This window comes from Methylocystis sp. sgz306128, assembly GCF_056032725.1.
On record NZ_JBVYWO010000002.1, the window covers coordinates 415,403 to 441,795 of the forward strand.

Below are 26,393 nucleotides of genomic sequence, written 5' to 3' on the forward strand. Positions count from 1 at the left end.
CTCAGGCGGCCAGGTTGCTCAGGCCGTAATGATCCATATAGCGGGAATCGATCTGCGATACAGGCAGAACGACCAGCACGTCGGTGGTGCCGAACAGATGATCGATGACGGCGCCGTCGGCAAACATGGCGCCGATGCGCAGATAGGCCTTGATCAGAGGCGGCAGGCTGTGCAGCGCCTTTTTGTTGTCTATGGCCTCGGCGCTCAGAATGTTCATGGCGACATGGCGTGCAGGCAGGGCGCAGGCCTGCCAGTCGCCGGTCGCTCCGGCCTGATGATTGAGAAAGCTCAGGCTTTGCGCGATCTTGAGGATGTTGGTGCCGGGGAAACTGGCGCAGCCGATCATCACATCGATTTTATGGTGCCGGACATAGGCGGCGATGCCCTGCCACAAGAGTTCGATGGTGCGCTTGGAACGGTAATCGGGCAGCACGCAGGAGCGCCCGAGTTCCAGGAACCTCTTGCCTTCATGGCGTGCGAGAAGCGGGGCAATGTCGAATTCCTGCGCCGAATAAAAGCCCGAGTGGCGTTCGGCCACCTCCTGCCGCAACAGGCGGTAGCAGCCGACGATTTTGGGCTTGGGCAGGCCGAGACGCTTCGATCTGGCCGAATGGTCGATAACCAGAAGATGGTCGCAGATCCTGTCAAAGGCGCAGCGGTCGCGGCGTACCAGTGCCGAAGCGCGGTCGGGCACAGCGCCGCCTTCCTCGAAAAAGACCTTGTAGCGCAGCTTCTGCGCTTTGCGGATCTCCCGTTTGCTGACAGCGAGGCGCACTTCCAGCGAGCCGAGGCGGGCAAGGCTGCCGTCAGGATCGTGCGGCGCGGCTTTGGCGGAGGTTATCGCCGAGAGTGTGGCATATTTCAGCAACTGGCTCCCGATATGGGCAGTGTGCGGGCTAATCCACATTTTTGATCCTGAAGCGAATGTCACATCGTCTTAATAACGGATTCTCCCCGACAGAAATATGACATTTCTTAAAGTGTCTGAAAATCCGGGCCTTTCTGTGCCTGCATCAGCGCCGGGCGGAAGGACCGGATAAAGGTCTCGCGCTCGACCGGCGCAAGAAATTTGCCGATTTCGAGCGCCCGCCCGGAAGATTGGAGACTGAGCCGCCGGATGCCGAAATCCTCGTCTTCCTCGATATTGAGACGCACCCAGCGCGGATTGAAACGCCAGTCGCGCCGCTTGCCTCTGGCCGAGACGCGGGCAACATGAAGTTCCAGCATATTGAGGCTTATTTCCTCATAGGCCGTCGCCGCCCGGAAATTGGCGCGGAAGGCCAGATAGACCAGCAGGATATCCAGCCCCATGAAGCCGACGATGGGCCAGGCCCGCATCAGAAAGAACGGCACGGTCACGGCGCTGGCAAAGCCGCTGAAGATGATCATCAGCCAGCGGAATTGCCGCGGCTTGAGCGAGCGGTGCGGGTTGAGCCGCTGCTGGAAGAGCGATGAAGTTACAGCCTGATCCAAATCGTGATTCATGGGAGCCGCCATTGTTCCGACGGCAATTATATAGCAAGCTCATGCGCCCGTGCCATAGGAACTGCAATGCCCGAATCAAAACAATTGAAAAAGCCGGCCAGACCGGCGCGCGTCAGGCCGGACAAGGCTGTCGTGGCGGAAGTTTTCCGCCGTTTTGCCGCCGCCAATCCCGAACCGAAGGGCGAGCTCGAACATGTCAATGCCTTCACTCTGCTCGTGGCGGTGGTGCTGTCGGCACAGGCGACGGATGCCGGGGTGAACAAGGCGACACGCGCGCTTTTTGCCGTTGCGGACAATCCGAAGGACATGCTGGCGCTGGGCGAGGAGCGGCTGCGCGATTATGTCAAGACGATCGGTCTTTATCGCACCAAGGCCAAGCATATCATGGCCCTGTGCGAAATTCTGCTGCGCGATTATGGCGGCGAGGTGCCCCACTCGCGCGAGGCGATGCAGAAACTCCCCGGGGTTGGCCGCAAGACCGCCAATGTGGTGCTGAACATGGCGTTCGGCGAACCGACAATGGCGGTGGACACGCATGTGTTCCGCGTGTCCAACCGCATTCCCCTTGCCCCCGGCAAGACGCCTCTGGCGGTGGAGGAGGGGCTCGAGAGAATCATTCCGGCGCAATATATGCGCCATGCGCATCATTGGCTGATCCTGCACGGACGATATATCTGCAAGGCGCGCGCGCCCTTGTGCGGCCAGTGCCTGATCGCCGATCTGTGCCGTGCGCCGGACAAAGCGCTGTCCTGAGCGCCGGGCTCCCGTCTTGCGGATGACAGCGGTCGCGGGTGGCCGGTCTTGGGCCTAAGTCGGCCTTTTCATCGCGGTGGAAAGCTTATAGACCTTGCTGGAAACGGGAGCCGCACATGTCCTTAACGAATGTTCAGATAGAAACGCACGGCAAGGTCGGGTTGATCCGCCTGTACCGGCCCGAAGTTCTCAATGCCCTCAGCACGGCGCTTATCGAGGATCTTAACGCCGCGCTTGATATGTTCGAGGCCGACAGCGCCATCGGCGCCATTGTCATCACCGGTTCGGCAAAGGCTTTTGCCGCAGGCGCGGACATCAAGGAAATGGCGCAGAAAAGCTTTCTTGACGCCTATCTGGAAGATTTCATCTCGAAATGGGAGCGCATCACCCGCGCCCGCAAGCCGATCATTGCCGCAGTTGCCGGATTTGCGCTTGGCGGCGGCTGCGAACTGGCCATGATGTGCGATTTCATCATCGCCGCGGAGAATGCCAAATTTGCCCAGCCTGAGATCAATCTCGGCGTCATGCCGGGGGCGGGCGGCACGCAGCGCCTTGCCCGCTTCGTCGGCAAATCCAAGGCGATGGATCTGTGCCTCACCGGCCGGATGATGGATGCGGCCGAGGCCGAGCGCTGCGGTCTGGTCTCCCGCGTCGTGCCGGTGGAGCAGCTCGTGGAGGAGGCGGTTAAAGTTGCCGGAGTTATCGCGGCAAAGTCCCTGCCGGTCGCCATGATGACCAAGGAAAGCGTCAACCGCGCCTTCGAGACAACTCTGGCCGAGGGCATCCGCTTTGAACGCCGGCTGTTTCACGCCATGTTCGCGACCGCCGACCAGAAGGAGGGCATGAGCGCCTTCATTGAAAAGCGTCCGGCGCGCTTTTCCAATTCGTGATGAGCCCTCTTGTTCTTTTCTCGCTTTTTTGCGTCGGGCTGGTGGCGGGTTTCGTTGACGCCATTGCGGGCGGCGGCGGACTGCTGACCGTTCCGGCGCTGGCCCTGGCTGGCCTCGATCCCGTGAGCGCGCTGGCGACCAACAAATTGCAAAGCACGTTTGGTTCGGGCGCGGCAACGCTGCGTTTCTGGCGTGCCGGACATCTTGGCCTGCAGTACTGGCCGATCGTGCTTGGCGCTGCCGCCGCATCGGTTCTGGGCACGTTCACCGTGACGCTGCTGCCGCGCAATGCGCTGATCACGGCCATGCCGGTCGTACTGGTTCTGGTTGCGCTCTATTTCTGGCTCAGCCCGAAAATCACCGATCATGACCGCGCGGCGCGCTGGCCGATGCCGGTTTTCATTGCCTGTTTCGTGCCTTTGATCGGCTTTTATGACGGAGCATTCGGCCCCGGAACGGGCTCGTTCCTGATGGCGGGCTTCGTCGGGCTGACCGGCCTTGGCGTCATCAAGGCCACTGCGCGCACAAAGCTTGCCAATTTTGCCAGCAATTGCGGCAGCCTTGCCACTTATCTCATGGGCGGCCATGTGCTTTTCCTGGCGGGGCTGCTGATGGGCCTTGGCCAGTTCGCCGGCGCAAGCCTTGGCGCGCACGTGGCCATGCGCAAGGGAACGCGTCTCGTCAAGCCGCTCATTATCGTGATGAGTCTGGCCATGGCTTTGCGTCTTGCCTTCGTGCCATCGGGGCTTGCCGCATATTTTTTCAAGATTTAATAGGCTGGAGGCCCCGGACAGGATTGACGCGGCAAGGCTTTTTTGTCTATATGCCCGCCACCAACCGGGCCCGTCGGGTGCCGGAGACATTGTTTTTGGCTCGCGCCGACGTCCAGTTCGTGTGCAGAGCATGTTGAGGAATTGAAATGGCGAATACTAGCTCGGCGAAAAAGGCTGTCCGCAAGATTGCACGCCGCACGGCCGTAAATAAATCGCGCCGCAGTGAAATGCGCACCTATGTCCGCAAGGTTGAGGAGGCTCTGGCCTCGGGCGATGCGGCTCTCGCCGCCGCTGCTTTGCAGCAGGCAGAGCCGGTTGTCATGCGCGCTGCCCAGAAGGGCATCATCATGAAGAACACGGCTTCGCGCAAGGTTTCCCGCCTGACCATCCGTGTGCAGGCTCTGGCCAAGCAGGCCTGATCCTCGTCAGTTTGACGCGATCTTGAAACCGGCTGATTTCTGGCCGGTTTTATTTTATTGTTATTTAACAAATAAAATATGTAATTTAAATAATCACTCCTAAATAAAATGTGAATTGACATTTCTTCGTTCTGCGCTCATGTCATAGGCTCTGGAACGGATTGAGCAGATGAGTGGTTGTGGCCAGCATGGGAATGACCGGGGCGGCGCATTGGCGCAGCCGGGTTTTGCCGTGCGCGCCGGCCGGATCGGCGGTCCGCGCCCATGAAATATTTTCCTGTCTTTGTCGATCTTGAAGGTGCCGAAATCCTGCTGGTCGGCGGAACCGAAGCCATAGCGGCCAAGGTGCGTCTGCTGCTCAAGACGCGGGCGCGCCTGACCTTGGTGGACGAGGCCTTTGAACCGGCCCTGCGTGCGCTTATCGACTCGGGCCGTGTGATCTGGCACGAACGGCACTTCGCTGAGCAGGATCTGGCGGGGCGCCGCCTTGTCTATGTTTCAACCGGTTCGCCGGTGGCGGACGCCATCATATCGTGGTTTGCCCGCGAGGCTGGCGTTCTGGTGAATGTGGTCGATGATCCCGGCAATTCCAGCATCATTACAGCGGCGATGGTTGACCGTGACCCGCTGGTGATCGCCATCGGCACCGAGGGTGCGGCGCCGGTGCTGGCGCGCCGCCTGAAGGCCGAACTCGAGGAGCGTCTTGCTCCGCGGCTTGGCAATCTCGTTGCCGCTGCGGGCCGGTTCCGGTCTCTGGTTTCGCATGATCTGCCGTCGCGGGTCCGCCGCGTGCTGTGGGACAGGTTCTTTTCTCCGGCAGGCGAGCAGGCCGAACTTACGGGTGAAGAAGCGCTGCTCGCGCATTTCCGCTCCATTCTGGCGGGCGTGGATGAGCCGCCCGCTGGCCGCGTGCTGCTGGTGGGCGCCGGGCCGGGTGATCCGGAACTGCTGACGCTCAAGGCGCGCAAGGCACTTCATGAGGCGGATGTCGTGCTGCATGACAGGCTTGTGTCGCGCGACATTCTGGAATTGGCCCGGCGCGAGGCCCGCCTGATCGAGGTCGGTAAAACCTCCGGGCAGGATTCATCCTGGCGGCAGGCGGATATCGAGGCGCTCATGATCGAGGAGGCGCGCGCAGGCGCGCTCGTCGTGCGGCTGAAGAGCGGAGATCCGATGGTTTTCGGGCGCGCCGACGAGGAAATCGCCGCGCTTGAGGCTGCGGGCATCGATGTGGCCGTCATTCCCGGAATCACCGCTGCTGTGGCGGCGAGCGCCGCGCTCAGGGCGTCTCTGACACGGCGCGGGCGCAACGCCAGCTTCACGCTGCTTTCCGCGCGCGACATGCAGAGCTTTGCCGAGCATGATTGGCGCACGCTGGCCCGGCCCGGACAGGTTTTCGCCGTCTATATGGGCGTCGAAGCCTGCGCCTTCGTGCAGGGGCGGCTGCTGCAGCATGGTGCTGCAGGCGAAACGCCCGTGAGCGTCGTCGAAAATGTCAGCCGGCCCAGCCAGTTGATCGCCGGCGGCATTCTTGCCGACCTGCCGCAGGTTGTGCGCGAGGCCGGTATCCGCGGTCCGGCCATCATTTTCGTCGGTCTTTCGGCGCGGGCGGTTTCGTCGATGAAGTTTCAAGTCTCCGAGGGGGTTGCCTGAATGGCAAAGTTCAAACATCCGCAAATTCTGACATGCAACGACCTGAAGGACGGCGAAGTGCTGTTCATGGGGCGGGAGGGCTGGGTGCGCGATCATCGCTTCGCCCTTGTCGCCAATTCGGAAGAGGAAGCCGCCGCCGTACTGGAGCGCGGCCTGAAGGATCAGGCCGCCAACAGGGTGGTGGATTGCTATCTCGTTGATATTGCGATCAGCCCGGATGGTCATCCCGAGCCTCTGCATTATCGCGAAAAACTGCGCACACTTGGCCCGTCTGTCCGGCTTGATCTTGGCAAGCAGGCCGTCGGTACCGAATTTGGAGATATTTGAGATGAATATCGCTGTCACGCCCCCCTTCAGCAACACGCCCCGTCCGGCCATGTATTATTACGACACGTTTGACCGTGAATTCGTAATGAACCGGGTTGCGCAGTTCCGCGATCAGGTGCAGCGCCGCCTGAGCGGTGCGCTCACCGAGGACGAATTCCGCCCGCACCGGCTGATGAACGGCCTTTATCTGCAGCTTCACGCCTATATGCTGCGCATCGCCATTCCTTATGGCACGCTGGCCTCTAACCAGCTGCGTCAGCTGGCCATGATCGCCGACAAGTGGGATCGCGGCTACGGCCATTTCACCACAAGGCAGAACCTGCAGCTCAACTGGCCCAAGCTCAAGGACGTGCCGGACATTCTTGCTGCGCTGGCCGAAGTGGAGATGCATTCCACCCAGACCTCCGGCAATTGCGTGCGAAACGTCACGGCGGATCACTTCGCCGGTGCTGCGGCCGATGAGATTGAGGACCCGCGCCCAACCGCGGAACTGATCCGGCAATGGTCGTCCGCCCATCCCGAATTCTGCTACCTGCCGCGCAAGTTCAAGGTGGCGGTGACCGGCGCATCCGCCGACCGCGCCGCCATCCTGCTGCATGATATCGGTCTGCAGATCGTGCGTAACGACGCCGGCGAGATTGGTTACAGCGTGATTGTGGGCGGCGGTCTTGGCCGCACCCCGATGGTGGGCAAGCGCGTGCGCGATTTCCTGCCGCGCGCCGATCTTCTCGCTTATATCGCCGCGATCCTGAGCGTCTACAACCGCTATGGCCGCCGCGACAACAAGTTCAAGGCCCGTATCAAGATCCTCGTGCATGAAACGGGGCTGGAAGAATTCAGAGCCGATGTCGAGGCCGAATTCGCCGCAATGGACCGAGAAGGCACCAATGCCGATCCGGAAGAATTTGCCCGCATCGCGGCCTATTTCGCGCCGCCGGAATTTGATCCGGCCGCCAATGACGTGCGCTTTGGCGCAGACAAGGCCACGCATCCGGATTTTGCCCGTTTCGCCAGCACCAATGTCGCGCCGCATAAGGCGAAGGGCTATGGCATCGTCACCGTATCGACAAAGCCCATCGGCGGCGTGCCGGGGGACGTAACCTCCGACCAGATGCGCCTGCTGGCCGATATCGCCGACCATTACAGCGCCGGAGAGCTGCGCATCAGCCACGAGCAGAATGTCATTTTCCCGCATGTGCGGCTGGATGACATCTTCCCGCTGTATCAGATGCTTGCGGGCGCGGATCTCGCCACGGCCAATGCCGGCCTCATCACCGACATCATAGCCTGCCCCGGCCTTGATTATTGCGCGCTGGCGACCGCCCGCTCGATACCGATCGCCCAGGAGATTTCAAAAACCTTTGCCGATCCCGAGCGTCAGAAGCTCATCGGCAGGCTGGGCATCAAGATTTCCGGCTGCATCAATGCCTGCGGCCACCATCATATTGCCGCTATCGGCATTCTCGGACTGGAGAAGTCCGGCCGGGAATCCTATCAGATCACGCTGGGCGGCGATCCGACATATTCGGCGTCGATCGGCGAGCGGCTCGGCCCCGGCCTTGAGGCGCATGAAGTGCCGCATGTGATTGAAAATCTTGTTGAAATATATCTGGCTGAGCGGGAGGGCGAAGAAGCCTTCATCGATACGTACCGCCGCATCGGCCATGCGAAGTTCAAACCGGCACTGGAGCGCGAGGTTGAAGATGGCTCTCATCTCTGAAGGACATTTCACGGACGATTGCTGGCGCCTTCTGGGCGAGGGCGAAGCCCTTCCGTTCGAGGGTGACATCATCGTGCCGCTGGCGCGCCTTGGCGAGAGCGAAGGCGTCAAGCGCACAGGGCGTCTCGGCGTGCTGGTGCCCAATACTGCCCGAATCGGCGAAATAGAGCCTTTGTTCGACAAGGTGGCGCTGCTGGCCGTGCATTTTCCTGTCTTTTCCGATGGGCGCGGCTTCTCGCTCGCCCGGCTCATCCGCCGCGCCGGGTTTAATAAGGAATTGCGCGCCTTTGGGCCGATCCTGCCGGATCAATATGCTTCGGCGCTGGCCTGCGGCTTTGATACGGTTGAAATCCCCGACGAGCGCGCCCTGCGCCAGCCGCAGGAACATTGGCTTGCCGCCTATCAGGCACGCACGAATGCATATCAGCGCGGCTACCGCACGGCCGGCTCCATCCTTGCGCGCAGGAGGGCGGCACAATGAGCCTGAACGAAAAGCTGGCAGCTATGTCCCTGCCGGAGCGCCTTGCCGAAATCGCGCGGCAGGATGGCCCGCTGGTGTTCACCACCAGTTTCGGCATCGAGGATCAGCTGCTCACGCATCACATTGCCACGCAGAACCTGCCGGTCGGCATCGTCACGCTGGATACGTGCCGGATGTTTCCTGAAACCTATGATGTCTGGCAGGCCACAGAGGAACGCTATTCGCGCCGCATCAAGGCCTTCTATCCGCAGGCCGCAGCGGTTGAGGAGCTTATCGCCGATCAGGGCATCAACGGCTTTTACATCGCGCTGGAGTGCCGCAAGGCCTGCTGCCATGTGCGCAAGGTCGAGCCGCTGGCAAGGGCGCTGCACGGCGCGAAGGGCTGGATCACCGGCCTGCGCGGCGGCCAGTCGGCCAACCGCGATCACCTTGTCTTTGCCGAGGCGGACACTGCCCGCGGCCTCGTCAAATATAATCCGCTGGCCGATTACTCGCGTGCGCAGGTTGTCGCCGAAGTCAAGGCGCTGAACGTGCCCTACAACGTGCTGCATGACCGGGGCTTTTTGTCCATCGGCTGCGCGCCCTGCACCCGCGCCGTCAAGCCGGGCGAACCCGAGCGGGCCGGGCGCTGGTGGTGGGAAGACGAAGCCAGAAAAGAATGCGGCCTGCATGTTGCCGAAGACGGCACATTGGCCAGAGCGACAGGTAAGTGAAATGAACGCAGCTGTAATCCCGGAATATGACCGCGAACTGAGCCATCTCGACCGTCTGGAAGCCGAGAGCATCCACATCATGCGCGAGGTTGTCGCCGAATGTGAGAACCCGGTCATGCTTTATTCCATCGGCAAGGATTCGGCCGTGATGCTGCATCTGGCGATGAAGGCCTTCGCGCCGGGCAAGCCGCCGTTCCCGCTGCTGCATGTGGATACCACATGGAAGTTCAGGGAAATGTACGCTTTCCGCGACCAGCGTGCCAAGGAACTGGGCCTTGATCTGATCGTGCACATCAATCCGGAAGCGCGGGCGCAGGGCATCAATCCCTTTACGCATGGCTCGCGTCTGCACACCGACATGTGGAAGACCGAAGGCCTCAAGCAGGCGCTCGACAAATATAAATTTGACGCGGCGTTCGGCGGTGCGCGCCGCGACGAAGAGAAAAGCCGTGCCAAGGAGCGGATCTTTTCCTTCCGTACCGCGCAGCATCGCTGGGATCCGAAAAATCAGCGGCCGGAATTCTGGCATCTTTACAACACCCGCAAGGCGCCGGGAGAATCCCTGCGCGTCTTCCCGCTCTCCAATTGGACGGAAGGCGACGTCTGGGATTATATTGCCCGTGAAAACATCCCTATCGTGCCGCTCTATTATGCCAAGGAGCGGCCCATCGTGCACCGCGACGGCACCATGATCATGGTCGATGACGAGCGTATACCGCTCAGGGAAGGCGAAACGCCGGAAATGCGCATGGTGCGTTTCAGGACATTGGGCTGCTATCCGCTCACGGGCGCAATTGACTCCGCAGCAGCGACCTTGCCGGAAATCATCAGGGAAATGCGCGAGAGCCACACATCCGAGCGGCAGGGCCGCGTGATTGATCAGGATGGCTCCGCCTCGATGGAACAAAAGAAGCAGGAAGGATATTTCTGATGCTGGCCGTGACGGACAATCAGACAACCGGCGCTGACGCGCCGCAGCTCTCCGCAGGATTGGAGAAAAGCCTGCTGCGTTTCATCACCTGCGGCTCTGTCGATGACGGCAAGTCGACGCTTATCGGGCGGATGCTCTATGAAGCCAAAATGGTGCCGGAGGATATTCTCTCCAGTCTCAGCAATGATTCGAAAAAGCATGGCACGCAGGGCGCCGACCTCGACTTCGCGCTGCTGGTTGACGGCCTGGAGGCCGAGCGCGAGCAGGGCATCACCATCGATGTCGCCTATCGCTATTTCACGACGCCGCGCCGGAAGTTCATTGTCGCGGATACGCCCGGCCATGAGCAATATACCCGCAACATGGCCACCGGCGCCTCCACCGCCGATCTTGCCATTCTGCTGGTGGATGCGCGCCGGGGCATCCTGCCGCAGACGCGCCGTCACAGCCACATCGTTTCGATGCTCGGCGTCAGGCAGGTTGTCGTCGCCATCAACAAGATGGATCTGATGGACTATTCCGCCGAGGTCTTCGCGCGGATCGAGGCGGATTACCGCGCCTTTGCCGCAGATCTGGGCTTCAGCACCATTCTGTGCATTCCTGTCGTGGCCAAGGACGGCGACAATATACTGGAGCCCAGCACGAATATGGCCTGGTATCAGGGCCCTTCGCTGCTCACCTATCTTGAGACGGTCGAGATCGAAGACAGCCTGCGCGATGCCGCATTCCGTCTGCCGGTGCAATGGGTCAACCGCCCGAACCATGAGTTCCGCGGCTTTTCGGGGCTGATCGCCGGCGGCCGGGTGTTTCCGGGCGACCGGGTGCGGGTTCTGCCCTCAGAGCGCGACACCAAGGTGGCCCGGGTCATTGTCGGCGACACGGATGCGCCGATCGGCCTTGCCGGACAATCGGTTACGCTGACCTTCACCGATGAGGTGGATGCCTCGCGCGGCGATGTCATCACTTTGTCCAGCCAGCCCGCCATGGTCGCGGACCGGATACGCGCCAAGGTGCTTTGGGTCTCGCCCAACCCCATGCAAGCCGAAAAGACCTATCTGCTCAAGCTTGGCACGCGCACCGCCTCCGTCACGCTGGGCAGCAATATCGACAAAATCAATATCGGAACCGGTCTGGCGGATGCTTCGCTGAAACCGCTCGAGCTCAACGAGATCGGATCGCTGGAAATCAGCCTCGATCGTCCCGTTGTTTGCGATACTTATGCGGCGAACCGCGAACTCGGCGGCTTCATCCTGATAGACCGCCTCACCAATGATACGATTGCCATGGGTCTGATCGAGAAAGCCCACCGGCAGGAGACGGGCGAAATCACCGACACCAATGTCAGCTATATCAGCATGGAAGGCACGGTTCCGCCCGCCGAGGCCGCGAAAGCCGGACCGGAACCCGAGGTGGTGCGCGAGATCGACATGCCCGGCACGGCGCGCGCGCAGGCGCTCGCCAGCCTTATCACGGCGGGCGTGGCTTTCGTGCTGACAAGCCATGTCGAGCTGGCGCTGACCATCGGCGCCGCAGATTATGCCGTCAAGATGCTGATCCGGATGTTGCGGCGCAAATAACCGCGCCGGCGAAGGGCGCGCCGCGTTTGACGACGGTGCGCCGTTCAGGCCGTTTTCGCCGGGCCGACGGAGTCGCGCATCACCAGCTCCACCGGCAGGATTTCATGAAAATCGTTCCGCAGCTTGCCGTCGATGATCTGGTTCAGCACATCGGCAACCCGTCTCCCATGCTGGCGCAGCGGCGAGCGCGTGGTGGTCAGCGCCGGGCGCATGGCCTCGGCTGTAATATAGGGAAAGACGTCGTCATGGGCGATGACGGATATATCCTCGGGAACCGACAGGCCCGCGTCGTGCAGCGCGCGGAAGGCGCCCAGCGCATGGAGCATTGAACTGCACAGGATCGCGGTGGGTCGGGGCCGGCGCGCCAGAGCAATCTGCGTGAGGCGGTAGCCGCCTTCCTCGGTCATGAGTTCATTGAACAGCAGGTTCTCATCGATATTCAGCCCGGCCTGCGTCAGCGCCTGACGAAAGCCGCTCTCGCGGTGTGCGGCGAAGGTGAAATGTTTCGGCGCATTGATGAGCGCGATCTGCTTGTGTCCGAAGCCGATCAGAAGGTTGGCGGCGCGCTGGAACGCCAGAGCATTGTCGATATCCACCCAAGGATAGGGCTTGTCGACTTCGGTGCGCCCATGCACGACGAACGGAATTTTTAAACTTTGCAGCAAGCCGACGCGCGGATCATGCAGGGTCGGGCCGTTGATGACAAATCCGTCGGCCAGATGCGAGCGGATGATATCGGCATATTTGGAGCTTTCGTGACTGCGGTCGGGCATGGACAGATTGATGCTCATGTCATGGGCCGCGAGAAATTCGGTGGCTCCGGCAAGAAATTCCAGAAAATGCGGGTCGAACAACAATCCGAATCCATCGGGAAACACGATGCCAATATTGCCGCTGCGGCCCGTCGCAAGGCTGCGGGCGATCGAATTGGCGCGGTAGCCGAATTCATTGGCGGCGGCCAGCACGCGGTTGCGCGTGGCTTCCTTGATCTCGGGATAGCCGTTCAGCGCACGGCTGACCGTCGCCTGACTGAGCGAGAGATATTCCGCCAGCTGCTTGAGGTTCATCGACTTTCTTGCAGGATTCATGATTCGCCGATCGATCCGCTCTATTGAAAATAGTTTCTGCAATTTTTGCGCACAAAACCCGGCTGATCAAATGATTTTATCAAAGCGCTTTAATTTTTTGAAATTCAGACGCATGATGCCCGCCGGCCTGCGTTTGCGCGCGGTGCCGGCCCATAAGCCAGATGCCCAGACAGCAGGACTATCCGATGAATGCTCCGATTTCTCATCCCGCCAGACCAGAACGTTCCGCCCGGGACTGGTGGCGCGGCGCGGTGATCTATCAGATTTATCCGCGCAGTTTCTTTGATTCAAACGGCGACGGCATCGGCGATCTCGCCGGAATTACGCAAAAACTCGGCTATGTGGCCGAACTCGGCGTGGATGCGATCTGGCTCAGCCCCTTCTTCAAATCGCCGATGAAGGATTTCGGCTATGATGTCGAGGATTATTGCGCGGTCGATCCGATGTTCGGCACATTGGCGGATTTTGACGCCTTGGTGGCGCAGGCGCACAAACTTGGCCTCAAGGTTATGATCGATCAGGTGCTTTCGCATACGGCGGACACGCATCCATGGTTCAAGGAGAGCCGCGCCTCAAAGACAAATCCAAAGGCGGACTGGTATGTATGGGCCGACGCCAAACCGGATGGCTCGCCGCCCAACAACTGGCTGTCCATTTTCGGCGGCAGCGCCTGGCAGTGGGATACGCGCCGCTGCCAATATTACCTGCATAATTTCCTGACCTCGCAGCCGGATCTGAATTTTCACAACAAGGAGATGCGCGCCGCCATTTATCGGAGCGTCCGGTTCTGGCTGGAACGCGGCGTCGACGGCTTCCGGCACGATACGGTGAATTATTACGTGCACGATCCGCTGCTGCGCGATAATCCGCCCTCCTGCACCCGCGGCATGGTCGATGTGCCGGATGTCAATCCCTATGGCTATCAGGACCATGTCTATGACAAGTCCCGGCCGGAAAATCTCGAGGTCATGCGGGAATTGCGCGCCCTGTTCGATACATATCCCGATATTGCCGCCGTGGGCGAACTGGGGGCCGGAGCTGAGACCAACCGTCTGATCGCGCAATATACCGAAGGCACGGACAAGATGCACATGTGCTACGGCTTCGACCTCCTGTCCAGCACGGGAGAGGCCGGTTACATCCGCAAGGCCGTGTCGGATTTCGAGGCGGTCGGCAAGAATGGCTGGATCTGCTGGGCCCTTTCGAACCATGATGTCGTCCGCGCCGCGACGCGCTGGAACGCGGCACGGGATTCGGCGGCCTTTGCGCCGCTCTCGCTGGCCATGCTGACCAGCCTGCGCGGTTCGCAATGCATCTATCAGGGCGAGGAGCTGGGTCTCACAGAGGCTGATCTGCCGTTCGAGGCCCTGCAGGACCCCTATGGCATAGCCTTCTGGCCGGAAATGAAGGGTCGCGACGGGTGCCGCACGCCGATCCCCTGGGGCGATGGCGCACGCGGCGGCTTCACCACATCGTCCAGGCCCTGGCTGCCCATCCCGCCCGAACACCGCAGGCAGGCTGTCTCACGGCAGCTTGGCAAGGATAATTCCGCACTCGCGCGCACCCGCCGGTTCCTGCACTGGCGCAGGAGCCAGCCATTGCTGATCGATGGCGACATTGCCTTTCACGACGCGCCCGAACCGATCCTGAGCTTCACGCGCTCCAGCGGCGATGAAGCCTTGCTGTGCGTGTTCAATCTGAGCCATTCGCCGCAGGACTATGTGCTGCCGGTGGGCGGCGTGCGCCCGCTGGAAGGGCATGGCTTTTCGGCCAGGCTGAATGGCGGCAAGCTCACCTTGCCAAAATACGGCGCGTTTTTCGGGAGCTACCGGCTTCAGGACCGTGTGCCGTAAAACGGTTCATCACGCGCGGATCTGGCAGGCAATCAGGCCGCCAGATCTGCCACCACGGCGTCGAGAACCGGAAAGCCCTCTTCTGTCACGCGCAGGCGGCCGTCCGGCGTGCGCTCCACCATCTTGTAGGAAATGAGATCGTCGATCTGGCGCGGGCTGATGCGCTTGCCGGAAAGAGCCTCGTAGCGCGCAAGGTCGATCCCCTCGCGCAGGCGCAGGCCCATCAGCAGATATTCGTCGCCCTGTTCCTCGATGGACAGGGTTTCGTTCTCGACAAGGCCATGTCCTTCTGTCTCGACCGTGGTCAGCCACATTTCGGGATGACGTTCCGTCGATTGGGCGCGGCGTGCGCCATCGACGATCATGCGGCCATGCGCGCCGGGGCCGACACCGGCATATTCGCCATAGCGCCAATAAATCAGATTGTGGCGGCTTTCGGCGCCGATCCGCGCATGATTGGAGATTTCATAGGCAGGGAGGCCGTGTTTCTGGGTTATTTCCTGTGTCACATCCCAGAGTTCGCGGCCAAGATCGGAATCCGGCACTTTCAGTTTTCCGGCCTTGAACAATTGTTCGAACATCGTGTCCGGCTCTATGGTGAGCTGGTACAGCGACAGATGTTCGCGGGCGTGGCTGATGGCGTTCTCGAGTTCGGCGCGCCATTGCTCCGGGCTCTGGCCGGGGCGCGCGTAGATGAGGTCGAAGGAATAGCGCTCGAATATGTCGCCCGCAATCCGGACGGCAGCCATGGCTTCCGCGGCGCTGTGAAGGCGGCCCAGCGCCTTGAGGTCGGCGTCATTCATGGCCTGCACGCCGAGCGAGACGCGGTTGACGCCCGCAGTCCTGTATCCGCGGAACCTGCCGGCCTCCACCGATGTGGGATTGGCCTCCAGCGTGATTTCAGCATTGCCCGAGATGGTCCAGTGGCTGGAAATGGCGTCCAGAATGCCCGCGACCGTGGCAGGCTGCATCAGCGACGGGGTACCGCCGCCGAAGAAGACCGAAGCCACCTCGCGCCCTTTTGAAAGCGCGGCGCGATGCGCCAGTTCCGTCCTGAACGCGGCCAGATAACGCGCTTCATCGATGCCGCCATGGCGCACATGGCTGTTGAAATCGCAATAAGGACATTTGGCCAGACAAAAGGGCCAGTGCACATAAATGCCAAAACCGGGGTCGGACAGGGTCGCGGGCGCAATCATGGCGTCTTATCGCATGAAACAGCGGCAAACAAAAGATTCAACAGTCCTGACCTCATGATTTGGCGAGGCAGGCGCGCGCCAGCATCTGGAAGGCGCGGGCGCGGTGCGACAGGGCAAGGCCCCCGTCCTTGGGCAGGCCGTGCTTTTCATCCGCGCTCATCTCGCCAAATGTGCGGCTGTGGCCCTCGGGCAGGAAAAACGGATCATAACCGAAACCTGCCGTGCCGCGCGGCGGCCAGACGATTTCTCCGTGAATCTGCCCCTCGAAGCTTTCCACATGGCCGTCCGGCCAGGCGAGCGTCAGAGCGGAAACAAAATGCGCCCGCCTCTGCTCGGGCGCAAACGCGCCCTTTTCCCGGAGCATATCCTCGATTTTTTGCATCGCAGCGGCAAAATCCTTCGAAGGGCCGGCCCAGCGCGCCGAATAAATGCCCGGATCATTGTTGAGCGCGGCCACGCAAATGCCCGAATCATCGGCGAAGGCGGGAAGATTCGCGGCTCTGGCCGCAGCCAGCGCTTTGATCTCGGCATTTTCAATGAAGGTTTTGCCGGTTTCTTCTGGTTCCGGCAGGCTCAGATCGCCCGCAGACAGCACTTCTATGGCATATCCGGCCATCAATTCCCGCATTTCCCGCAGCTTGCCCTTATTATGGCTGGCCAGAATCAATTTTTGACCTTCAAGACGACGCGACATCCGCTTCCCTTTACTTTTGCGAACTCAACCCCATATGCACAACATAAAGTTGTAAATTGGCCGCTTTATCAACAGAACCTTATTCTTTTTGTGACATTGATTTGACACGTCAGGAAATTTAGGTTCGACTTTGCGCTGCAACATGTGTGGCACAAAGTGGACGCCGGTCAAGGATTTGTGCAGATGAATCATATTTCTTACCAAATGTATGAGATGGCCCATTCGGCGCTTGTCCCGGCGCGTGCCATGTCGGACGCAACGCGGTTGCTGTTCAAGAACCCGTTCAATCCGTTCACCCATACCGCACTGGGCAAGAACATCGCCGCTTCCGCCGAATTGTTCGAGCGCGTGACCCGCCGCTACGGCAAGCCTGTTTTCGGTCTGCAATCGACCTTGGTGCGGGGCGAGCGGGTGGGCATCGCAGAAGAGATTGTCTGGGAGCGCCCCTTCTGTAACCTCATTCATTTCCGCCGCGAGACAGCCCGACCGCTCAACCAGCCCAAATTCCTCATCATCGCGCCTATGTCCGGCCATTATGCCACGCTGCTGCGCGGCACAGTCGAGGCGTTCCTGCCGCATTACGAGGTATATATCACCGATTGGACGGATGCTCGGGACGTGCCTCTGGCCGCCGGTCATTTCGATCTTGACGATTATATCGATTATCTCATCGAAATCTGCGAGCGTCTCGGCCCCAATGTCCATACGCTCGGCGTGTGCCAGCCCTCCGTGCCGCTGATTGCTGCCGTCGCTCGCATGAGCGAGACCAATAACCCCAACGTGCCGGCCTCCATGACGATCATGGGCGGTCCTATCGACACGCGCAAAAGCCCCACCGCCGTCAACAAGCTTGCGGCAGAGCGCGGCGTCCAGTGGTTCCGCGACAATTGCATTCATTACGTGCCGTTTCCCAATGCGGGTTTCGGACGGCAGGTCTATCCCGGCTTCCTGCAGCTTTCGGGATTCATGGCCATGAACATGGATCGCCATGTCGATGCACATGTTCAGATGTTCAAGCATCTGGTCAAGGGCGATGGCGACTCGGCCGAGAAACACCGCGAGTTCTACGACGAATATATGGCCGTGATGGATCTCACCGCTGAATATTATCTCCAGACCGTGGAACAGGTCTTCGTCCGCCACGCCCTGCCGAAGGGGGAGTTCTATCATCGCGGCGCGCTGGTCGATCTCAAGGCCATCACCCGGACGGCGCTGATGACCGTTGAGGGCGAGAATGACGATATTTCCGGCATAGGGCAGACTACGGCTGCGCATGACCTGTGCGTCAATATCCCGCCGGAAATGAAGGTGGACTACCTGCAGAAGAACGTCGGCCATTACGGCGTGTTCAACGGCTCGCGATTCCGCGCTGAAATTGCGCCGCGCATCAATGATTTCATTTCCAGCATCGAGCAGATGCGGCGCGGCGCCCGGCGGCGTTTTGTTGTCGCGGCGGAATAGGCTGGTGCGAATCGGCGCTGCGGGCTAAATTCGCGTCATGCAGCGCCCCTTCCGTTTTTCGTCCCTTTTTGCGCCGCCGCCCGCGCCTGCGAGCGAGGAGATTCTCGTCGAGGATCAGACCGGCGTCTATCGCATTGCCTTGCGCCGGTCGGCGCGGGCGCGGCGCTATACATTGCGTGTGCGCCCGGCGCGCGGCGACCTCGTTCTCACCATGCCCTATCGCGGCTCGCTCCATGTTGCCAGAGACTTTGCCGAACGTCATCGCGGCTGGATCATCGAGCGGATGCAACGGCTGCCGGACGCCATAGCCTTTGCGCATGGCGCCATCGTGCCTCTGCGCGGTGAAAACCATCTTATCGTTCATGATGAACTGATGCGCGGCGTCGTGCGTGTCGCCGAAGGCGCAAGACTTCTCGTCTCGGGGCGGCCGGAGCATCTCGAGCGCCGCGTGATGGATTTTCTGCGGCGCGAAGCGCGCCGGGATCTGGCGCTGGCGGTGCAGAAATACAGTGCTGTTCTGGGCATTCCCGTACGGCAGGTACGCCTCAAGGATACGCGCAGCCGCTGGGGTTCATGCTCATCGCGCGGGGCGCTGAATTTCTCCTGGCGGCTGATCATGGCGCCGGCGTATGTGCTGGATTATCTCGCGGCGCATGAGGTTGCCCATCTGCGGCACATGGATCACTCGCCAACCTTCTGGAAACTGACGCGCGAACTCTGCCCCGGCATGGACGAGGCCGAACTCTGGCTGAAAAAGCATGGCGCCAGCCTGCATCGCTACGGCAAGACGATCTAGCCGCCCCGGTCCGCCATGGCTTCGACGCTCCTGATGAGCAGCGCGATATCCTGAGGGCGCGAAAGCCGGTGATCCCCGTCCTTGATCAGCGTGAGCGTGGCGTTCTCAGCAGGCAGATGTTCCATCAGCCGGAGGGCGTGGCCGTAGGGCACGTCCGGGTCCTGCTGGCCCTGAAGGATATGAACCGGACAGCCGGGGTCGATCGGCGCGCCAAAGAGCAGATGCGCGCGGCCATCCTCAATCAGGGCGCGGGTGATGGGATAGGGCGTAGGTCCGTAGGGTGTGGGGCGGTACCACTCGCCCTTCTCCATGATTTCGGCTTTGATCTGCGGTGTGAACTGCGCCCACATCAGGCTCTCGGTGAAATCGACCGCCGGCGCGATCAGCACCATTCCGGCAAGTGCATGGCTATTCCTCTGCTTTTGCAAAGCCCGGGCCAGCAACAGCGCCAGCCAGCCACCCATTGAGGAACCCACCAGCACCAGCGGCTCCGCCGGCGCTTTGTCGATAATGGCCAGCGCGTCGTCCAGCCAGCGGGAAATCGTGCCATCCTGAAAGCGCTCGCCCGGCATGGTCGATTCGGAAAGGCCATGGCCCGAATAATCAAACCGCAGGAAGGCCTGGCCGCGCTGCCCGGCCCAGGCGTCGAGCGCCAGCACCTTGGTCGAATTCATGTCCGAGCGAAACCCGCCCAGCCACACGACGCAGGGTGATCTGCCCGCCCGAACGTGATAGGCGATGCGGCGGCTGTGGCCAGTCGCGCCGGATGCCTTGTCTTCCAGGGCAATGAATTGCACATTCGGTTCATCCAATCTGGGAACTCCTTATTGATTCGTAATATATTTATGCTCGAAATGATGGTGGCTCCAAAGTGATTTCGATTGATGGCGGCTGGCTCCGGAGCGCGGCGATGGATATGGGACATATGGATTATCTTGCCGCCCGGCCCGGCGGACTGAGCGGCAAGACAGTGCTGCAGATCACCCCCAGCCTCAATGGCGGCGGCGCGGAGCGTATTGTCATGGCCGTGGCAAGCGCGCTGGCCGAGAACGGCGCGCGGGCGCTCGTCGCGGCGCAGGATGGCACGATGATCAGCGAATTGCAGGCCAAGGGCGGCGTCTGGCTGCCGTTTCCGGCGCGCACGCGCAATCCTTTCGGCCTGCTGATGAATGCCCAGCGCCTTGCCAGTCTTATCCGCAGGGAGAATGTCGATCTCGTCCATGTGCATTCGCGTGCGCCGGCATGGAGCGCGCTGGCGGCAACCCACCTGACGAAAAGGCCGCTCGTCACCTCCTATCACGCTGTTTACGGCCGGCGTTCGCCAACCACCGCGATTTATAATTCTGTTATGACGCGCGGCGACGCCATCATCGCGCATTCGCATTTCACCGCCGATTCGCTGATAAAGTCGCATCCCGGCGTCGCCGGGCGGGTGCATGTTGTCGGCGCGGGCGTCGATTTTCAGGGTTTTTCGCCCGGACTGGTGGAGCCTGAGCGCGTTGCGCAGCTGCGCGCGGCCTGGCGCGTCGCGCCGCATGAGCATATCGTGCTTCTCGCCACGCGGCGGCCCAACCTCAAAGGCCAGAAGCTGCTGGTCGAGGCGGCAAAGCTGCTGCATGATCAGGGCCTAACCCACACGAAATTCATTCTGGTGGGCGAAAGCGCGCCCAGATCTTCGCAGGTCAAGGAACTGGACGCGATCATCGCCAGATACCGCCTGCAGGACATGATCGTCCGGGTGGGGCGCTGTCCCGACATGCCCGCCGCCTATCTGAGCGCCGCTGTCGTGGTCGTGCCTGCGGGTGAGCCGGAGGCTTTCGGCCTCACTTCGGTGGAGGCGCAGGCGCTCGGCACGCCGGTCATCGTCTCCGAAACCGGCGCGGTCGCTGAAACCGTGCGCGCGCCGCCGGAAGTCGCGCCTGAACAGCGCACGGGCTGGCGCGTGCCGGTCAATGAGCCGCACCGGCTGGCGGAATCGATCATTCAGGCGCTTGCCCTTGGCGCCAGCGCCAAGGATGCCATAGGCATGCGCGCGCGCTCTTACGTGATCGAGCAGTTTTCCATGGACAGGATGAACAGCCGGATGCTGGAAATTTACGCGCGCCTGCTTGATGGCGGCCAGCCATCAGGACGGCGGCGCTGAACCGGCGCCGCGCTTTTTACCGGATGCGCAAATCTGTTGACTTTTTAGGATTTTATCTCAATGTAATTCTTGGGTTCTGACCTCGTTGCACATGGTTTTGCCGTGTTGGAACGGGGTTAAGCGTGCTTGTCCTGCTCCGTGCAGCGCATGGTGCGCAGAATCCGATGAAACGACAACAGGAGTTCCGCCATTCGCCGCCCGATGAAAGCCCCGCCGACCCCATTGCGAGATGGGCCCCGCATTAATCGTGATATCCGTATTCCAGAGGTCATGCTGATTGACCATGAAGGCACCAACCGGGGTGTAACCCCCATTCAGGAGGCCTTGCGCCTTGCGGATGAAGCTGCCCTCGATCTGGTGGAGATTGTGCCCAATGCCAATCCGCCGGTCTGTAAAATTCTCGATTACGGAAAATTCCGCTTTCTTGAACAGAAAAAGGCCGCCGAGGCCCGCAAGAAGCAGAAGATCGTCGAAATCAAGGAAATCAAGCTGCGTCCCGGCATCGATGACCATGATTACGATGTCAAGATGAGGGCGATGCGGCGTTTCTTCGAGGAGGGCGACAAGGTCAAGCTCACCCTGCGCTTTCGCGGCCGTGAAATGGCCCACCAGAATCTGGGCTATCAGCTGCTCAACAAGGTGAAGTCCGAAACCGTGAATATTGCCAAGGTCGAGGCGGAACCTTCAATGGAAGGCCGCCAGATGGTGATGGTGCTGGCACCGAAATAGCCAGACCTTTCAAGCCATTGAAACTTCAATTTTTCGGGCGCGCAAGAAACTTTGTTTTCAAATGCGCGCCTGTGGTATATGCACTGCATCAATTTTGACATTGAACGGCCTTTGCGGCTTGTCATGAGCCTGTCTTGCTTTTGGTAAAGACAGGGGGATGACGGGCCCGGCGGCACTTTCCGCTCGAACGAGAATCGGTTTTAGACATGAAAATGCGCAATATCGCCATTATCGCCCACGTCGATCATGGCAAGACAACCCTGGTGGACCAGCTTCTGCGCCAATCGGGCGCCTTCCGCGACAATCAGCGCGTGGCTGAACGCGTGATGGACTCGAACGATCTCGAGAAGGAGCGCGGCATTACCATTCTGGCCAAGGCGACCTCGATCGTCTGGAAGGATACGCGCATCAACATCGTCGACACGCCCGGTCACGCCGATTTCGGCGGCGAGGTTGAGCGCATCCTCTCGATGGTGGACGGCGCGATCGTGCTGGTGGATGCTGCCGAAGGCCCGATGCCGCAGACCAAATTCGTCGTCGGCAAGGCTCTGAAGATCGGCCTCAAGCCGATTGTCGCCATCAACAAGGTGGATCGCCCGGATGCGCGCATCACCGAGGTGGTGAACGAGGTTTTCGATCTGTTCGCCGCGCTCGATGCCACCGACGAGCAGCTTGATTTTCCGATCCTCTACGGCTCGTCCAAGCAGGGCTGGATGGCCAACGCGCCCGAAGGCCCGAAGGATAACATGAACCCGCTGTTCGACCTCGTTCTGGAGCATGTCGCTCCGCCGAAGATCGAGGAAGGTTCGTTCAAGATGCTGGGCACGCTGCTGGAGGCCAATGCCTATCTCGGGCGCATGATCACCGGCCGTGTATTTTCCGGCTCGCTCAAGACCAACCAGCCGGTCAAGGTGCTTGACCGCAAGGGCAATGTTGTCGAGCAGGGCCGCGTCTCGAAGATTCTGGCCTTCCGCGGCATCGAACGCGCGCCGATCGACGAGGCCGAGGCCGGCGACATTGTCGCCATTGCGGGCCTGACCAAGTTCAACGTCGCCGATACGCTCTGTGCGCCGGATATCACCGAGCCGCTGCAGGCCCAGCCGATCGATCCGCCAACGCTGTCCATGACCTTCATGGTCAATGACTCGCCGCTCGCGGGCACCGAAGGCGACAAGGTGACAAGCCGCGTTATCCGCGACCGCCTGTTCCGTGAAGCCGAAGGCAATGTCGCGCTGCGCATCGAAGAATCGCCGGGCGCAGATTCCTACATCGTCTCCGGCCGCGGCGAATTGCAGCTGGGCATCCTGATCGAGACCATGCGCCGTGAAGGCTTTGAACTGGGCGTCTCGCGCCCGAAAGTGGTGTTCAAGAAGGATGAGGAGACCGGCGCGCTGCTGGAGCCGATTGAAGAGGTCGTGATCGACGTCGACGAGGAGCATTCCGGCGTGGTGGTGCAGAAAATGGCCGAGCGCAAGGGTGAGATGATCGAAATGCGCCCCTCCGGCGGCAACCGCCTGCGGCTGATGTTCCATGCGCCGACGCGCGGTCTCATCGGCTATCAGGGTGAATTGCTCACCGACACGCGCGGCACCGCCATCATGAACCGCCTTTTCCATTCCTATCAGGAATATAAGGGCGAGATCGCCGGCCGCCGCAACGGGGTTCTGCTCTCCAACGGCTCCGGCGAGTCCGTGGCCTATGCCATGTGGAAGCTGGAAGACCGCGGCCCGATGATGATCGATCCGGGCATCAAGGTCTATGAGGGCATGATCATCGGCGAGCATACCCGCGAGAATGATCTGGAAGTGAACGTGCTCAAGGGCAAGCAGCTCACCAATATCCGCGCCGCCGGCAAGGATGAGGCCGTGCGCCTCACGCCGCCGATCCGCATGACTCTGGAAAAAGCCTTGTCCTATATTCAGGACGATGAATTGGTGGAAGTGACACCCAAGAGCATCCGCCTGCGCAAGGTCTGGCTCGATTCAAATGACCGCAAGCGCAACAGCCGCGCCAAGGACGGTATGGTGGCTTAAGGCTCCGGGCTGTTCCGGCAATGTCCCGCGCGGTCCAGTGCGCGGGACATCTGGCCCCGGGACACCAGCCATCAGGGCGGAACTGTCCTCCGAACGCGCGCGATGACGTGGGGATTACGTCCGCTGGCGGGGTCGCTTTTCCTCGCTTTTTGCCGGTGTTCCGGCCTATACTGCCGCGTGCGAATCATACATTCACGCGATCTCTGGTCTGGAATTTGAAATCTTATGTCCGATATTTCTCCTGAACGTGAAACGCCTGATGTCAATGCCTATGGCGCCGATTCGATCAAGGTGCTCAAGGGACTGGACGCGGTGCGCAAGCGCCCCGGCATGTATATCGGCGATACGGATGACGGCTCCGGCCTGCATCACATGATCTATGAGGTCGTCGACAATGCGATCGACGAGGCGCTGGCTGGCCATGCCACGCTGGTGACTGTGACGCTGAATGCCGATGGTTCCGTCACCGTGACGGACAATGGCCGCGGTATTCCCACCGGGATGCACGAGGAAGGCGTCTCGGCGGCGGAAGTGATCATGACCCAGCTTCATGCTGGCGGCAAATTCGACCAGAATTCCTATAAAGTGTCCGGCGGCCTGCACGGCGTCGGCGTTTCGGTGGTCAACGCGCTGTCCACCTCGCTGATTCTGCGCATCTGGCGCGACGGGCTGGAGCATGAAATCCGCTTCGCCCATGGCGACGCCGTTTCTCCGCTCAAGATCATCGGCCCGGCTCCCCTTGTTGACAGCCAGCCCAAGCGCGGCACCGAGGTCACCTTCACCCCTTCGCGCGAGACCTTCACCAACGTCGATTTTGATTACAAGACCATCGAACATCGCCTGCGCGAACTGGCCTTTCTGAATTCCGGCGTGCGCGTGGTGCTGACCGATGCCCGGCATTCCGAGGTCAGGCGCGAGGAATTGTTCTATGAAGGCGGGCTTGAGGCCTTCGTGCGTTATCTGGACCGCGCCAAGACGCCGCTCATCACCAAGCCGATCATGATGAAGGGCGAGAAGGACGGCATTACCGTCGAGGTCGCCCTGTGGTGGAACGATTCCTACCACGAGAACGTGCTGCCCTTCACCAACAATATTCCGCAGCGCGACGGCGGCACGCATCTTGCCGGTTTCCGCGGCGCGCTCACCCGGCAGGTGACCGGCTATGGCGAAAGCTCCGGCCTCACCAAGAAGGAAAAGGTCGACATCACCGGCGACGATTGCCGCGAAGGCCTGACCGCAGTGCTCTCCGTCAAGGTGCCGGACCCGAAATTCTCCAGCCAGACCAAGGACAAGCTCGTTTCTTCGGAAGTCCGTCCGGTCGTCGAGAACATTCTGAACGAAACGCTCAGCCGCTGGTTTGAAGAGCATCCGGCGGATGCAAAGACCGTGGTCGGCAAGGTGATCGAAGCTGCCGCCGCGCGCGAGGCCGCGCGCAAGGCGCGCGAACTGACCCGCCGCAAGGGTGCTTTGGACATTGCCTCTCTGCCCGGCAAGCTGGCCGATTGTCAGGAGCGCGACCCCGCTAAATCTGAACTCTTCATCGTCGAGGGCGACTCGGCAGGCGGTTCGGCCAAGCAGGGGCGCAACCGCGAATATCAGGCCGTGCTGCCGCTGCGTGGCAAGATTCTCAATGTCGAGCGCGCCCGCTTCGACCGCATGCTGGGCTCTCAGGAAATCGGCACGCTGATCACGGCGCTGGGCACCAGCATCGGCCGCGACGATTTCAACGCCGATAAGCTGCGTTATCACAAAATCATCATCATGACCGACGCCGACGTCGACGGCTCGCATATCCGCACGCTGCTGCTCACCTTCTTCTTCCGGCAGATGCCGGAGCTGATCGAGCGCGGACATATCTACATTGCCCAGCCGCCGCTCTATAAGGTGACCAAGGGCAAGTCCGAGCAATATGTGAAGGACGAGCGCGGCCTTGAGGATTATCTCATTCAGAATGGCTCAGAAGGAGCGGTTCTGCGTCTTGGCTCCGGCGAGGAGCGGGCGGGGCTTGACCTGAAGGCCGTGATCGATGAAGCGCGGCTCGTGCGTCAGGTTCTGGCGCAACTGCACTCGCGCTATGACCGGCAGGTGGTGGAGCAGGCCGCCGTCGCGGGCGCGCTGAAATCACCCCTTCTGGTGGAGCCGGCCGAGGCGACGCGCCTTGCCGGCGATATTGCCCGCCGCCTCGACGCGCTCTCGGAAGAGACAGAGCGCGGCTGGCAGGGACGGATCGAGAATGACGGCTATGTCTTCACCCGCGAGGTGCGCGGCGTCAAACAGGTTGAGGTGCTGGATGCAAGCCTGCTGGCTTCGGCCGAAGCGCGCCGCCTCGACGAGCATGCCGCTTCCCTGCGCGAGGTTTACAGTCAGCCCGCCGCCTTTGTGCGCAAGGGTCACGCCGTGCAGGCCGCCGGACCGACCGAACTGATCGACGCCATTCTGGCTGCGGGCCGTGAAGGCCTGAAAACGCAGCGCTACAAAGGCCTCGGCGAGATGAACCCCGAGCAGCTGTGGGAAACCACGCTCGATCGCAATGTGCGTTCGCTGCTGCAGGTGAAGGTGCGCGAGGTCGATGAAGCCGACGACATTTTCGTCAAACTGATGGGCGATGTCGTCGAACCCCGCCGCGAATTCATTCAGGCCAATGCCCTGAGCGTCGCCAACCTCGACGTCTGAGG

24 protein-coding genes are annotated in these 26,393 nt (G+C 60.9%); 18 read left to right on the plus strand and 6 right to left on the minus strand.

All coding sequences use genetic code 11. The annotated features are described in order from the left end of the window. Position 1: 1 nt before the first annotated feature. Together olsB and AC0N03_RS05825 are read right to left on the minus strand one after the other, a co-directional pair. Complete coding sequence (gene olsB, locus AC0N03_RS05820) at positions 2-907, minus strand: l-ornithine N(alpha)-acyltransferase (RefSeq protein WP_474287645.1); 906 nt, start codon at positions 905-907, stop codon at positions 2-4. A gap of 68 nt (positions 908-975) precedes the next feature. Continuing rightward, a complete protein-coding gene (locus AC0N03_RS05825; protein WP_474287646.1) occupies positions 976-1,485 on the minus strand; it encodes a DUF2244 domain-containing protein in 510 nt (169 codons plus the stop codon). 66 nt (positions 1,486-1,551) lie between these two features. Between AC0N03_RS05825 and nth the strand changes: the two genes are divergently transcribed. The 11 genes from nth (at position 1,552) to cysN (ending at position 11,722) form a co-directional block, all read left to right on the plus strand. Further along, positions 1,552-2,238: an endonuclease III gene (gene nth / locus AC0N03_RS05830; RefSeq protein WP_474287647.1), complete on the plus strand. Its 687-nt coding sequence runs from the start codon at positions 1,552-1,554 to the stop codon at positions 2,236-2,238. Between the two features lie 116 nt (positions 2,239-2,354). Then, complete coding sequence (locus AC0N03_RS05835) at positions 2,355-3,128, plus strand: enoyl-CoA hydratase (protein ID WP_474287648.1); 774 nt, start codon at positions 2,355-2,357, stop codon at positions 3,126-3,128. Next, entirely contained in the window at positions 3,128-3,901 is a 774-nt protein-coding gene (locus AC0N03_RS05840) for a TSUP family transporter (RefSeq protein ID WP_474287649.1), read from the plus strand. Before AC0N03_RS05835 ends, AC0N03_RS05840 begins: the two co-directional genes overlap by 1 nt. Positions 3,902-4,047: 146 nt before the next feature. Beyond that, positions 4,048-4,320: a 30S ribosomal protein S20 gene (rpsT, locus tag AC0N03_RS05845; protein ID WP_474287650.1), complete on the plus strand. Its 273-nt coding sequence runs from the start codon at positions 4,048-4,050 to the stop codon at positions 4,318-4,320. 264 nt (positions 4,321-4,584) lie between these two features. Then, the gene (cysG, locus tag AC0N03_RS05850) at positions 4,585-5,973 is read left to right on the plus strand and encodes a siroheme synthase CysG (protein WP_474287651.1); all 1,389 of its coding nucleotides are present in this window, start codon (positions 4,585-4,587) and stop codon (positions 5,971-5,973) included. Next, on the plus strand, positions 5,974-6,300 hold the full coding sequence (locus tag AC0N03_RS05855; RefSeq protein ID WP_474287652.1) for a DUF2849 domain-containing protein: 327 nt from the start codon (positions 5,974-5,976) through the stop codon (positions 6,298-6,300). A 49-nt stretch (positions 6,301-6,349) separates the two neighbouring features. After that, entirely contained in the window at positions 6,350-8,020 is a 1,671-nt protein-coding gene (locus AC0N03_RS05860) for a nitrite/sulfite reductase (protein WP_474287715.1), read from the plus strand. Beyond that, positions 8,004-8,501 carry a DUF934 domain-containing protein gene (locus AC0N03_RS05865; protein ID WP_474287653.1) on the plus strand — a complete coding sequence of 166 codons (498 nt, stop codon included), beginning with the start codon at positions 8,004-8,006 and terminating at the stop codon, positions 8,499-8,501. Before AC0N03_RS05860 ends, AC0N03_RS05865 begins: the two co-directional genes overlap by 17 nt. After that, complete coding sequence (locus AC0N03_RS05870) at positions 8,498-9,214, plus strand: phosphoadenylyl-sulfate reductase (RefSeq protein WP_474287655.1); 717 nt, start codon at positions 8,498-8,500, stop codon at positions 9,212-9,214. Before AC0N03_RS05865 ends, AC0N03_RS05870 begins: the two co-directional genes overlap by 4 nt. A 1-nt stretch (position 9,215) precedes the next feature. Continuing rightward, a complete protein-coding gene (gene cysD / locus AC0N03_RS05875) occupies positions 9,216-10,145 on the plus strand; it encodes a sulfate adenylyltransferase subunit CysD (RefSeq protein WP_474287657.1) in 930 nt (309 codons plus the stop codon). Beyond that, a complete protein-coding gene (gene cysN, locus AC0N03_RS05880; protein ID WP_474287658.1) occupies positions 10,145-11,722 on the plus strand; it encodes a sulfate adenylyltransferase subunit CysN in 1,578 nt (525 codons plus the stop codon). The genes cysD and cysN overlap by 1 nt, the downstream gene beginning before the upstream one ends. A gap of 44 nt (positions 11,723-11,766) precedes the next feature. Here cysN and AC0N03_RS05885 read toward each other — a convergent pair whose 3' ends face one another. Further along, complete coding sequence (locus AC0N03_RS05885) at positions 11,767-12,789, minus strand: LacI family DNA-binding transcriptional regulator (RefSeq protein ID WP_474287659.1); 1,023 nt, start codon at positions 12,787-12,789, stop codon at positions 11,767-11,769. Between the two features lie 206 nt (positions 12,790-12,995). On the opposite strand from AC0N03_RS05885, the gene AC0N03_RS05890 reads away from it, so the two are divergent. Beyond that, positions 12,996-14,663 carry an alpha-glucosidase family protein gene (locus tag AC0N03_RS05890; RefSeq protein ID WP_474287661.1) on the plus strand — a complete coding sequence of 556 codons (1,668 nt, stop codon included), beginning with the start codon at positions 12,996-12,998 and terminating at the stop codon, positions 14,661-14,663. Positions 14,664-14,695: 32 nt separating this feature from the next. On the opposite strand, the gene hemW is transcribed toward AC0N03_RS05890, so the two are convergent. Together hemW and rdgB are read right to left on the minus strand one after the other, a co-directional pair. After that, positions 14,696-15,862 (minus strand): radical SAM family heme chaperone HemW, encoded by a 1,167-nt coding sequence (hemW, locus tag AC0N03_RS05895; RefSeq protein WP_474287662.1) that lies wholly within the window; start codon positions 15,860-15,862, stop codon positions 14,696-14,698. A 52-nt stretch (positions 15,863-15,914) separates the two neighbouring features. After that, positions 15,915-16,556, minus strand: a complete 642-nt coding sequence (gene rdgB / locus AC0N03_RS05900; RefSeq protein ID WP_474287664.1) for an RdgB/HAM1 family non-canonical purine NTP pyrophosphatase — start codon at positions 16,554-16,556, stop codon at positions 15,915-15,917. Positions 16,557-16,739: 183 nt separating this feature from the next. On the opposite strand from rdgB, the gene AC0N03_RS05905 reads away from it, so the two are divergent. Both AC0N03_RS05905 and AC0N03_RS05910 read left to right on the plus strand, forming a co-directional pair. Further along, positions 16,740-18,017, plus strand: coding sequence for a polyhydroxyalkanoate depolymerase (locus AC0N03_RS05905; RefSeq protein WP_474287665.1), 1,278 nt, complete (start codon positions 16,740-16,742; stop codon positions 18,015-18,017). A gap of 37 nt (positions 18,018-18,054) precedes the next feature. Beyond that, positions 18,055-18,813, plus strand: coding sequence for a M48 family metallopeptidase (locus tag AC0N03_RS05910; protein ID WP_474287666.1), 759 nt, complete (start codon positions 18,055-18,057; stop codon positions 18,811-18,813). Here AC0N03_RS05910 and AC0N03_RS05915 read toward each other — a convergent pair. Next, on the minus strand, positions 18,810-19,610 hold the full coding sequence (locus AC0N03_RS05915) for an alpha/beta hydrolase (RefSeq protein WP_474287716.1): 801 nt from the start codon (positions 19,608-19,610) through the stop codon (positions 18,810-18,812). The genes AC0N03_RS05910 and AC0N03_RS05915 overlap by 4 nt on opposite strands. A gap of 113 nt (positions 19,611-19,723) precedes the next feature. On the opposite strand from AC0N03_RS05915, the gene AC0N03_RS05920 reads away from it, so the two are divergent. The 4 genes from AC0N03_RS05920 (at position 19,724) to gyrB (ending at position 26,391) form a co-directional block, all read left to right on the plus strand. After that, positions 19,724-20,956 carry a glycosyltransferase family 4 protein gene (locus tag AC0N03_RS05920; protein ID WP_474287668.1) on the plus strand — a complete coding sequence of 411 codons (1,233 nt, stop codon included), beginning with the start codon at positions 19,724-19,726 and terminating at the stop codon, positions 20,954-20,956. A 201-nt stretch (positions 20,957-21,157) separates the two neighbouring features. Then, positions 21,158-21,685, plus strand: a complete 528-nt coding sequence (gene infC / locus AC0N03_RS05925) for a translation initiation factor IF-3 (protein ID WP_474287669.1) — start codon at positions 21,158-21,160, stop codon at positions 21,683-21,685. Positions 21,686-21,891: 206 nt separating this feature from the next. Further along, positions 21,892-23,718: a translational GTPase TypA gene (gene typA, locus AC0N03_RS05930; protein ID WP_474287670.1), complete on the plus strand. Its 1,827-nt coding sequence runs from the start codon at positions 21,892-21,894 to the stop codon at positions 23,716-23,718. Positions 23,719-23,943: 225 nt separating this feature from the next. After that, positions 23,944-26,391 carry a DNA topoisomerase (ATP-hydrolyzing) subunit B gene (gene gyrB, locus AC0N03_RS05935; RefSeq protein WP_474287672.1) on the plus strand — a complete coding sequence of 816 codons (2,448 nt, stop codon included), beginning with the start codon at positions 23,944-23,946 and terminating at the stop codon, positions 26,389-26,391. The last annotated feature ends 2 nt before the right edge of the window (positions 26,392-26,393 follow it).

What these genes read in the sequence shown, in the direction of transcription:
- AC0N03_RS05825 (WP_474287646.1), bottom strand. Translation starts at nt 1,485, where the DNA reads ATGAATCACGATTTGGATCAGGCTGTAACTTCATCGCTCTTCCAGCAG.
- AC0N03_RS05865 (WP_474287653.1), top strand. Translation starts at nt 8,004, where the DNA reads ATGGCTCTCATCTCTGAAGGACATTTCACGGACGATTGCTGGCGCCTT.
- AC0N03_RS05855 (WP_474287652.1), top strand. Translation starts at nt 5,974, where the DNA reads ATGGCAAAGTTCAAACATCCGCAAATTCTGACATGCAACGACCTGAAG.
- cysD (WP_474287657.1), top strand. Translation starts at nt 9,216, where the DNA reads ATGAACGCAGCTGTAATCCCGGAATATGACCGCGAACTGAGCCATCTC.
- rpsT (WP_474287650.1), top strand. Translation starts at nt 4,048, where the DNA reads ATGGCGAATACTAGCTCGGCGAAAAAGGCTGTCCGCAAGATTGCACGC.
- olsB (WP_474287645.1), bottom strand. Translation starts at nt 907, where the DNA reads ATGTGGATTAGCCCGCACACTGCCCATATCGGGAGCCAGTTGCTGAAA.
- AC0N03_RS05910 (WP_474287666.1), top strand. Translation starts at nt 18,055, where the DNA reads ATGCAGCGCCCCTTCCGTTTTTCGTCCCTTTTTGCGCCGCCGCCCGCG.
- gyrB (WP_474287672.1), top strand. Translation starts at nt 23,944, where the DNA reads ATGTCCGATATTTCTCCTGAACGTGAAACGCCTGATGTCAATGCCTAT.
- AC0N03_RS05860 (WP_474287715.1), top strand. Translation starts at nt 6,350, where the DNA reads ATGTATTATTACGACACGTTTGACCGTGAATTCGTAATGAACCGGGTT.
- infC (WP_474287669.1), top strand. Translation starts at nt 21,158, where the DNA reads ATGAAAGCCCCGCCGACCCCATTGCGAGATGGGCCCCGCATTAATCGT.
- nth (WP_474287647.1), top strand. Translation starts at nt 1,552, where the DNA reads ATGCCCGAATCAAAACAATTGAAAAAGCCGGCCAGACCGGCGCGCGTC.
- rdgB (WP_474287664.1), bottom strand. Translation starts at nt 16,556, where the DNA reads ATGTCGCGTCGTCTTGAAGGTCAAAAATTGATTCTGGCCAGCCATAAT.
- AC0N03_RS05890 (WP_474287661.1), top strand. Translation starts at nt 12,996, where the DNA reads ATGAATGCTCCGATTTCTCATCCCGCCAGACCAGAACGTTCCGCCCGG.
- cysN (WP_474287658.1), top strand. Translation starts at nt 10,145, where the DNA reads ATGCTGGCCGTGACGGACAATCAGACAACCGGCGCTGACGCGCCGCAG.
- cysG (WP_474287651.1), top strand. Translation starts at nt 4,585, where the DNA reads ATGAAATATTTTCCTGTCTTTGTCGATCTTGAAGGTGCCGAAATCCTG.
- hemW (WP_474287662.1), bottom strand. Translation starts at nt 15,862, where the DNA reads ATGATTGCGCCCGCGACCCTGTCCGACCCCGGTTTTGGCATTTATGTG.
- AC0N03_RS05905 (WP_474287665.1), top strand. Translation starts at nt 16,740, where the DNA reads ATGAATCATATTTCTTACCAAATGTATGAGATGGCCCATTCGGCGCTT.
- AC0N03_RS05840 (WP_474287649.1), top strand. Translation starts at nt 3,128, where the DNA reads ATGAGCCCTCTTGTTCTTTTCTCGCTTTTTTGCGTCGGGCTGGTGGCG.
- typA (WP_474287670.1), top strand. Translation starts at nt 21,892, where the DNA reads ATGAAAATGCGCAATATCGCCATTATCGCCCACGTCGATCATGGCAAG.
- AC0N03_RS05835 (WP_474287648.1), top strand. Translation starts at nt 2,355, where the DNA reads ATGTCCTTAACGAATGTTCAGATAGAAACGCACGGCAAGGTCGGGTTG.
- AC0N03_RS05870 (WP_474287655.1), top strand. Translation starts at nt 8,498, where the DNA reads ATGAGCCTGAACGAAAAGCTGGCAGCTATGTCCCTGCCGGAGCGCCTT.
- AC0N03_RS05920 (WP_474287668.1), top strand. Translation starts at nt 19,724, where the DNA reads ATGGATATGGGACATATGGATTATCTTGCCGCCCGGCCCGGCGGACTG.
- AC0N03_RS05885 (WP_474287659.1), bottom strand. Translation starts at nt 12,789, where the DNA reads ATGAACCTCAAGCAGCTGGCGGAATATCTCTCGCTCAGTCAGGCGACG.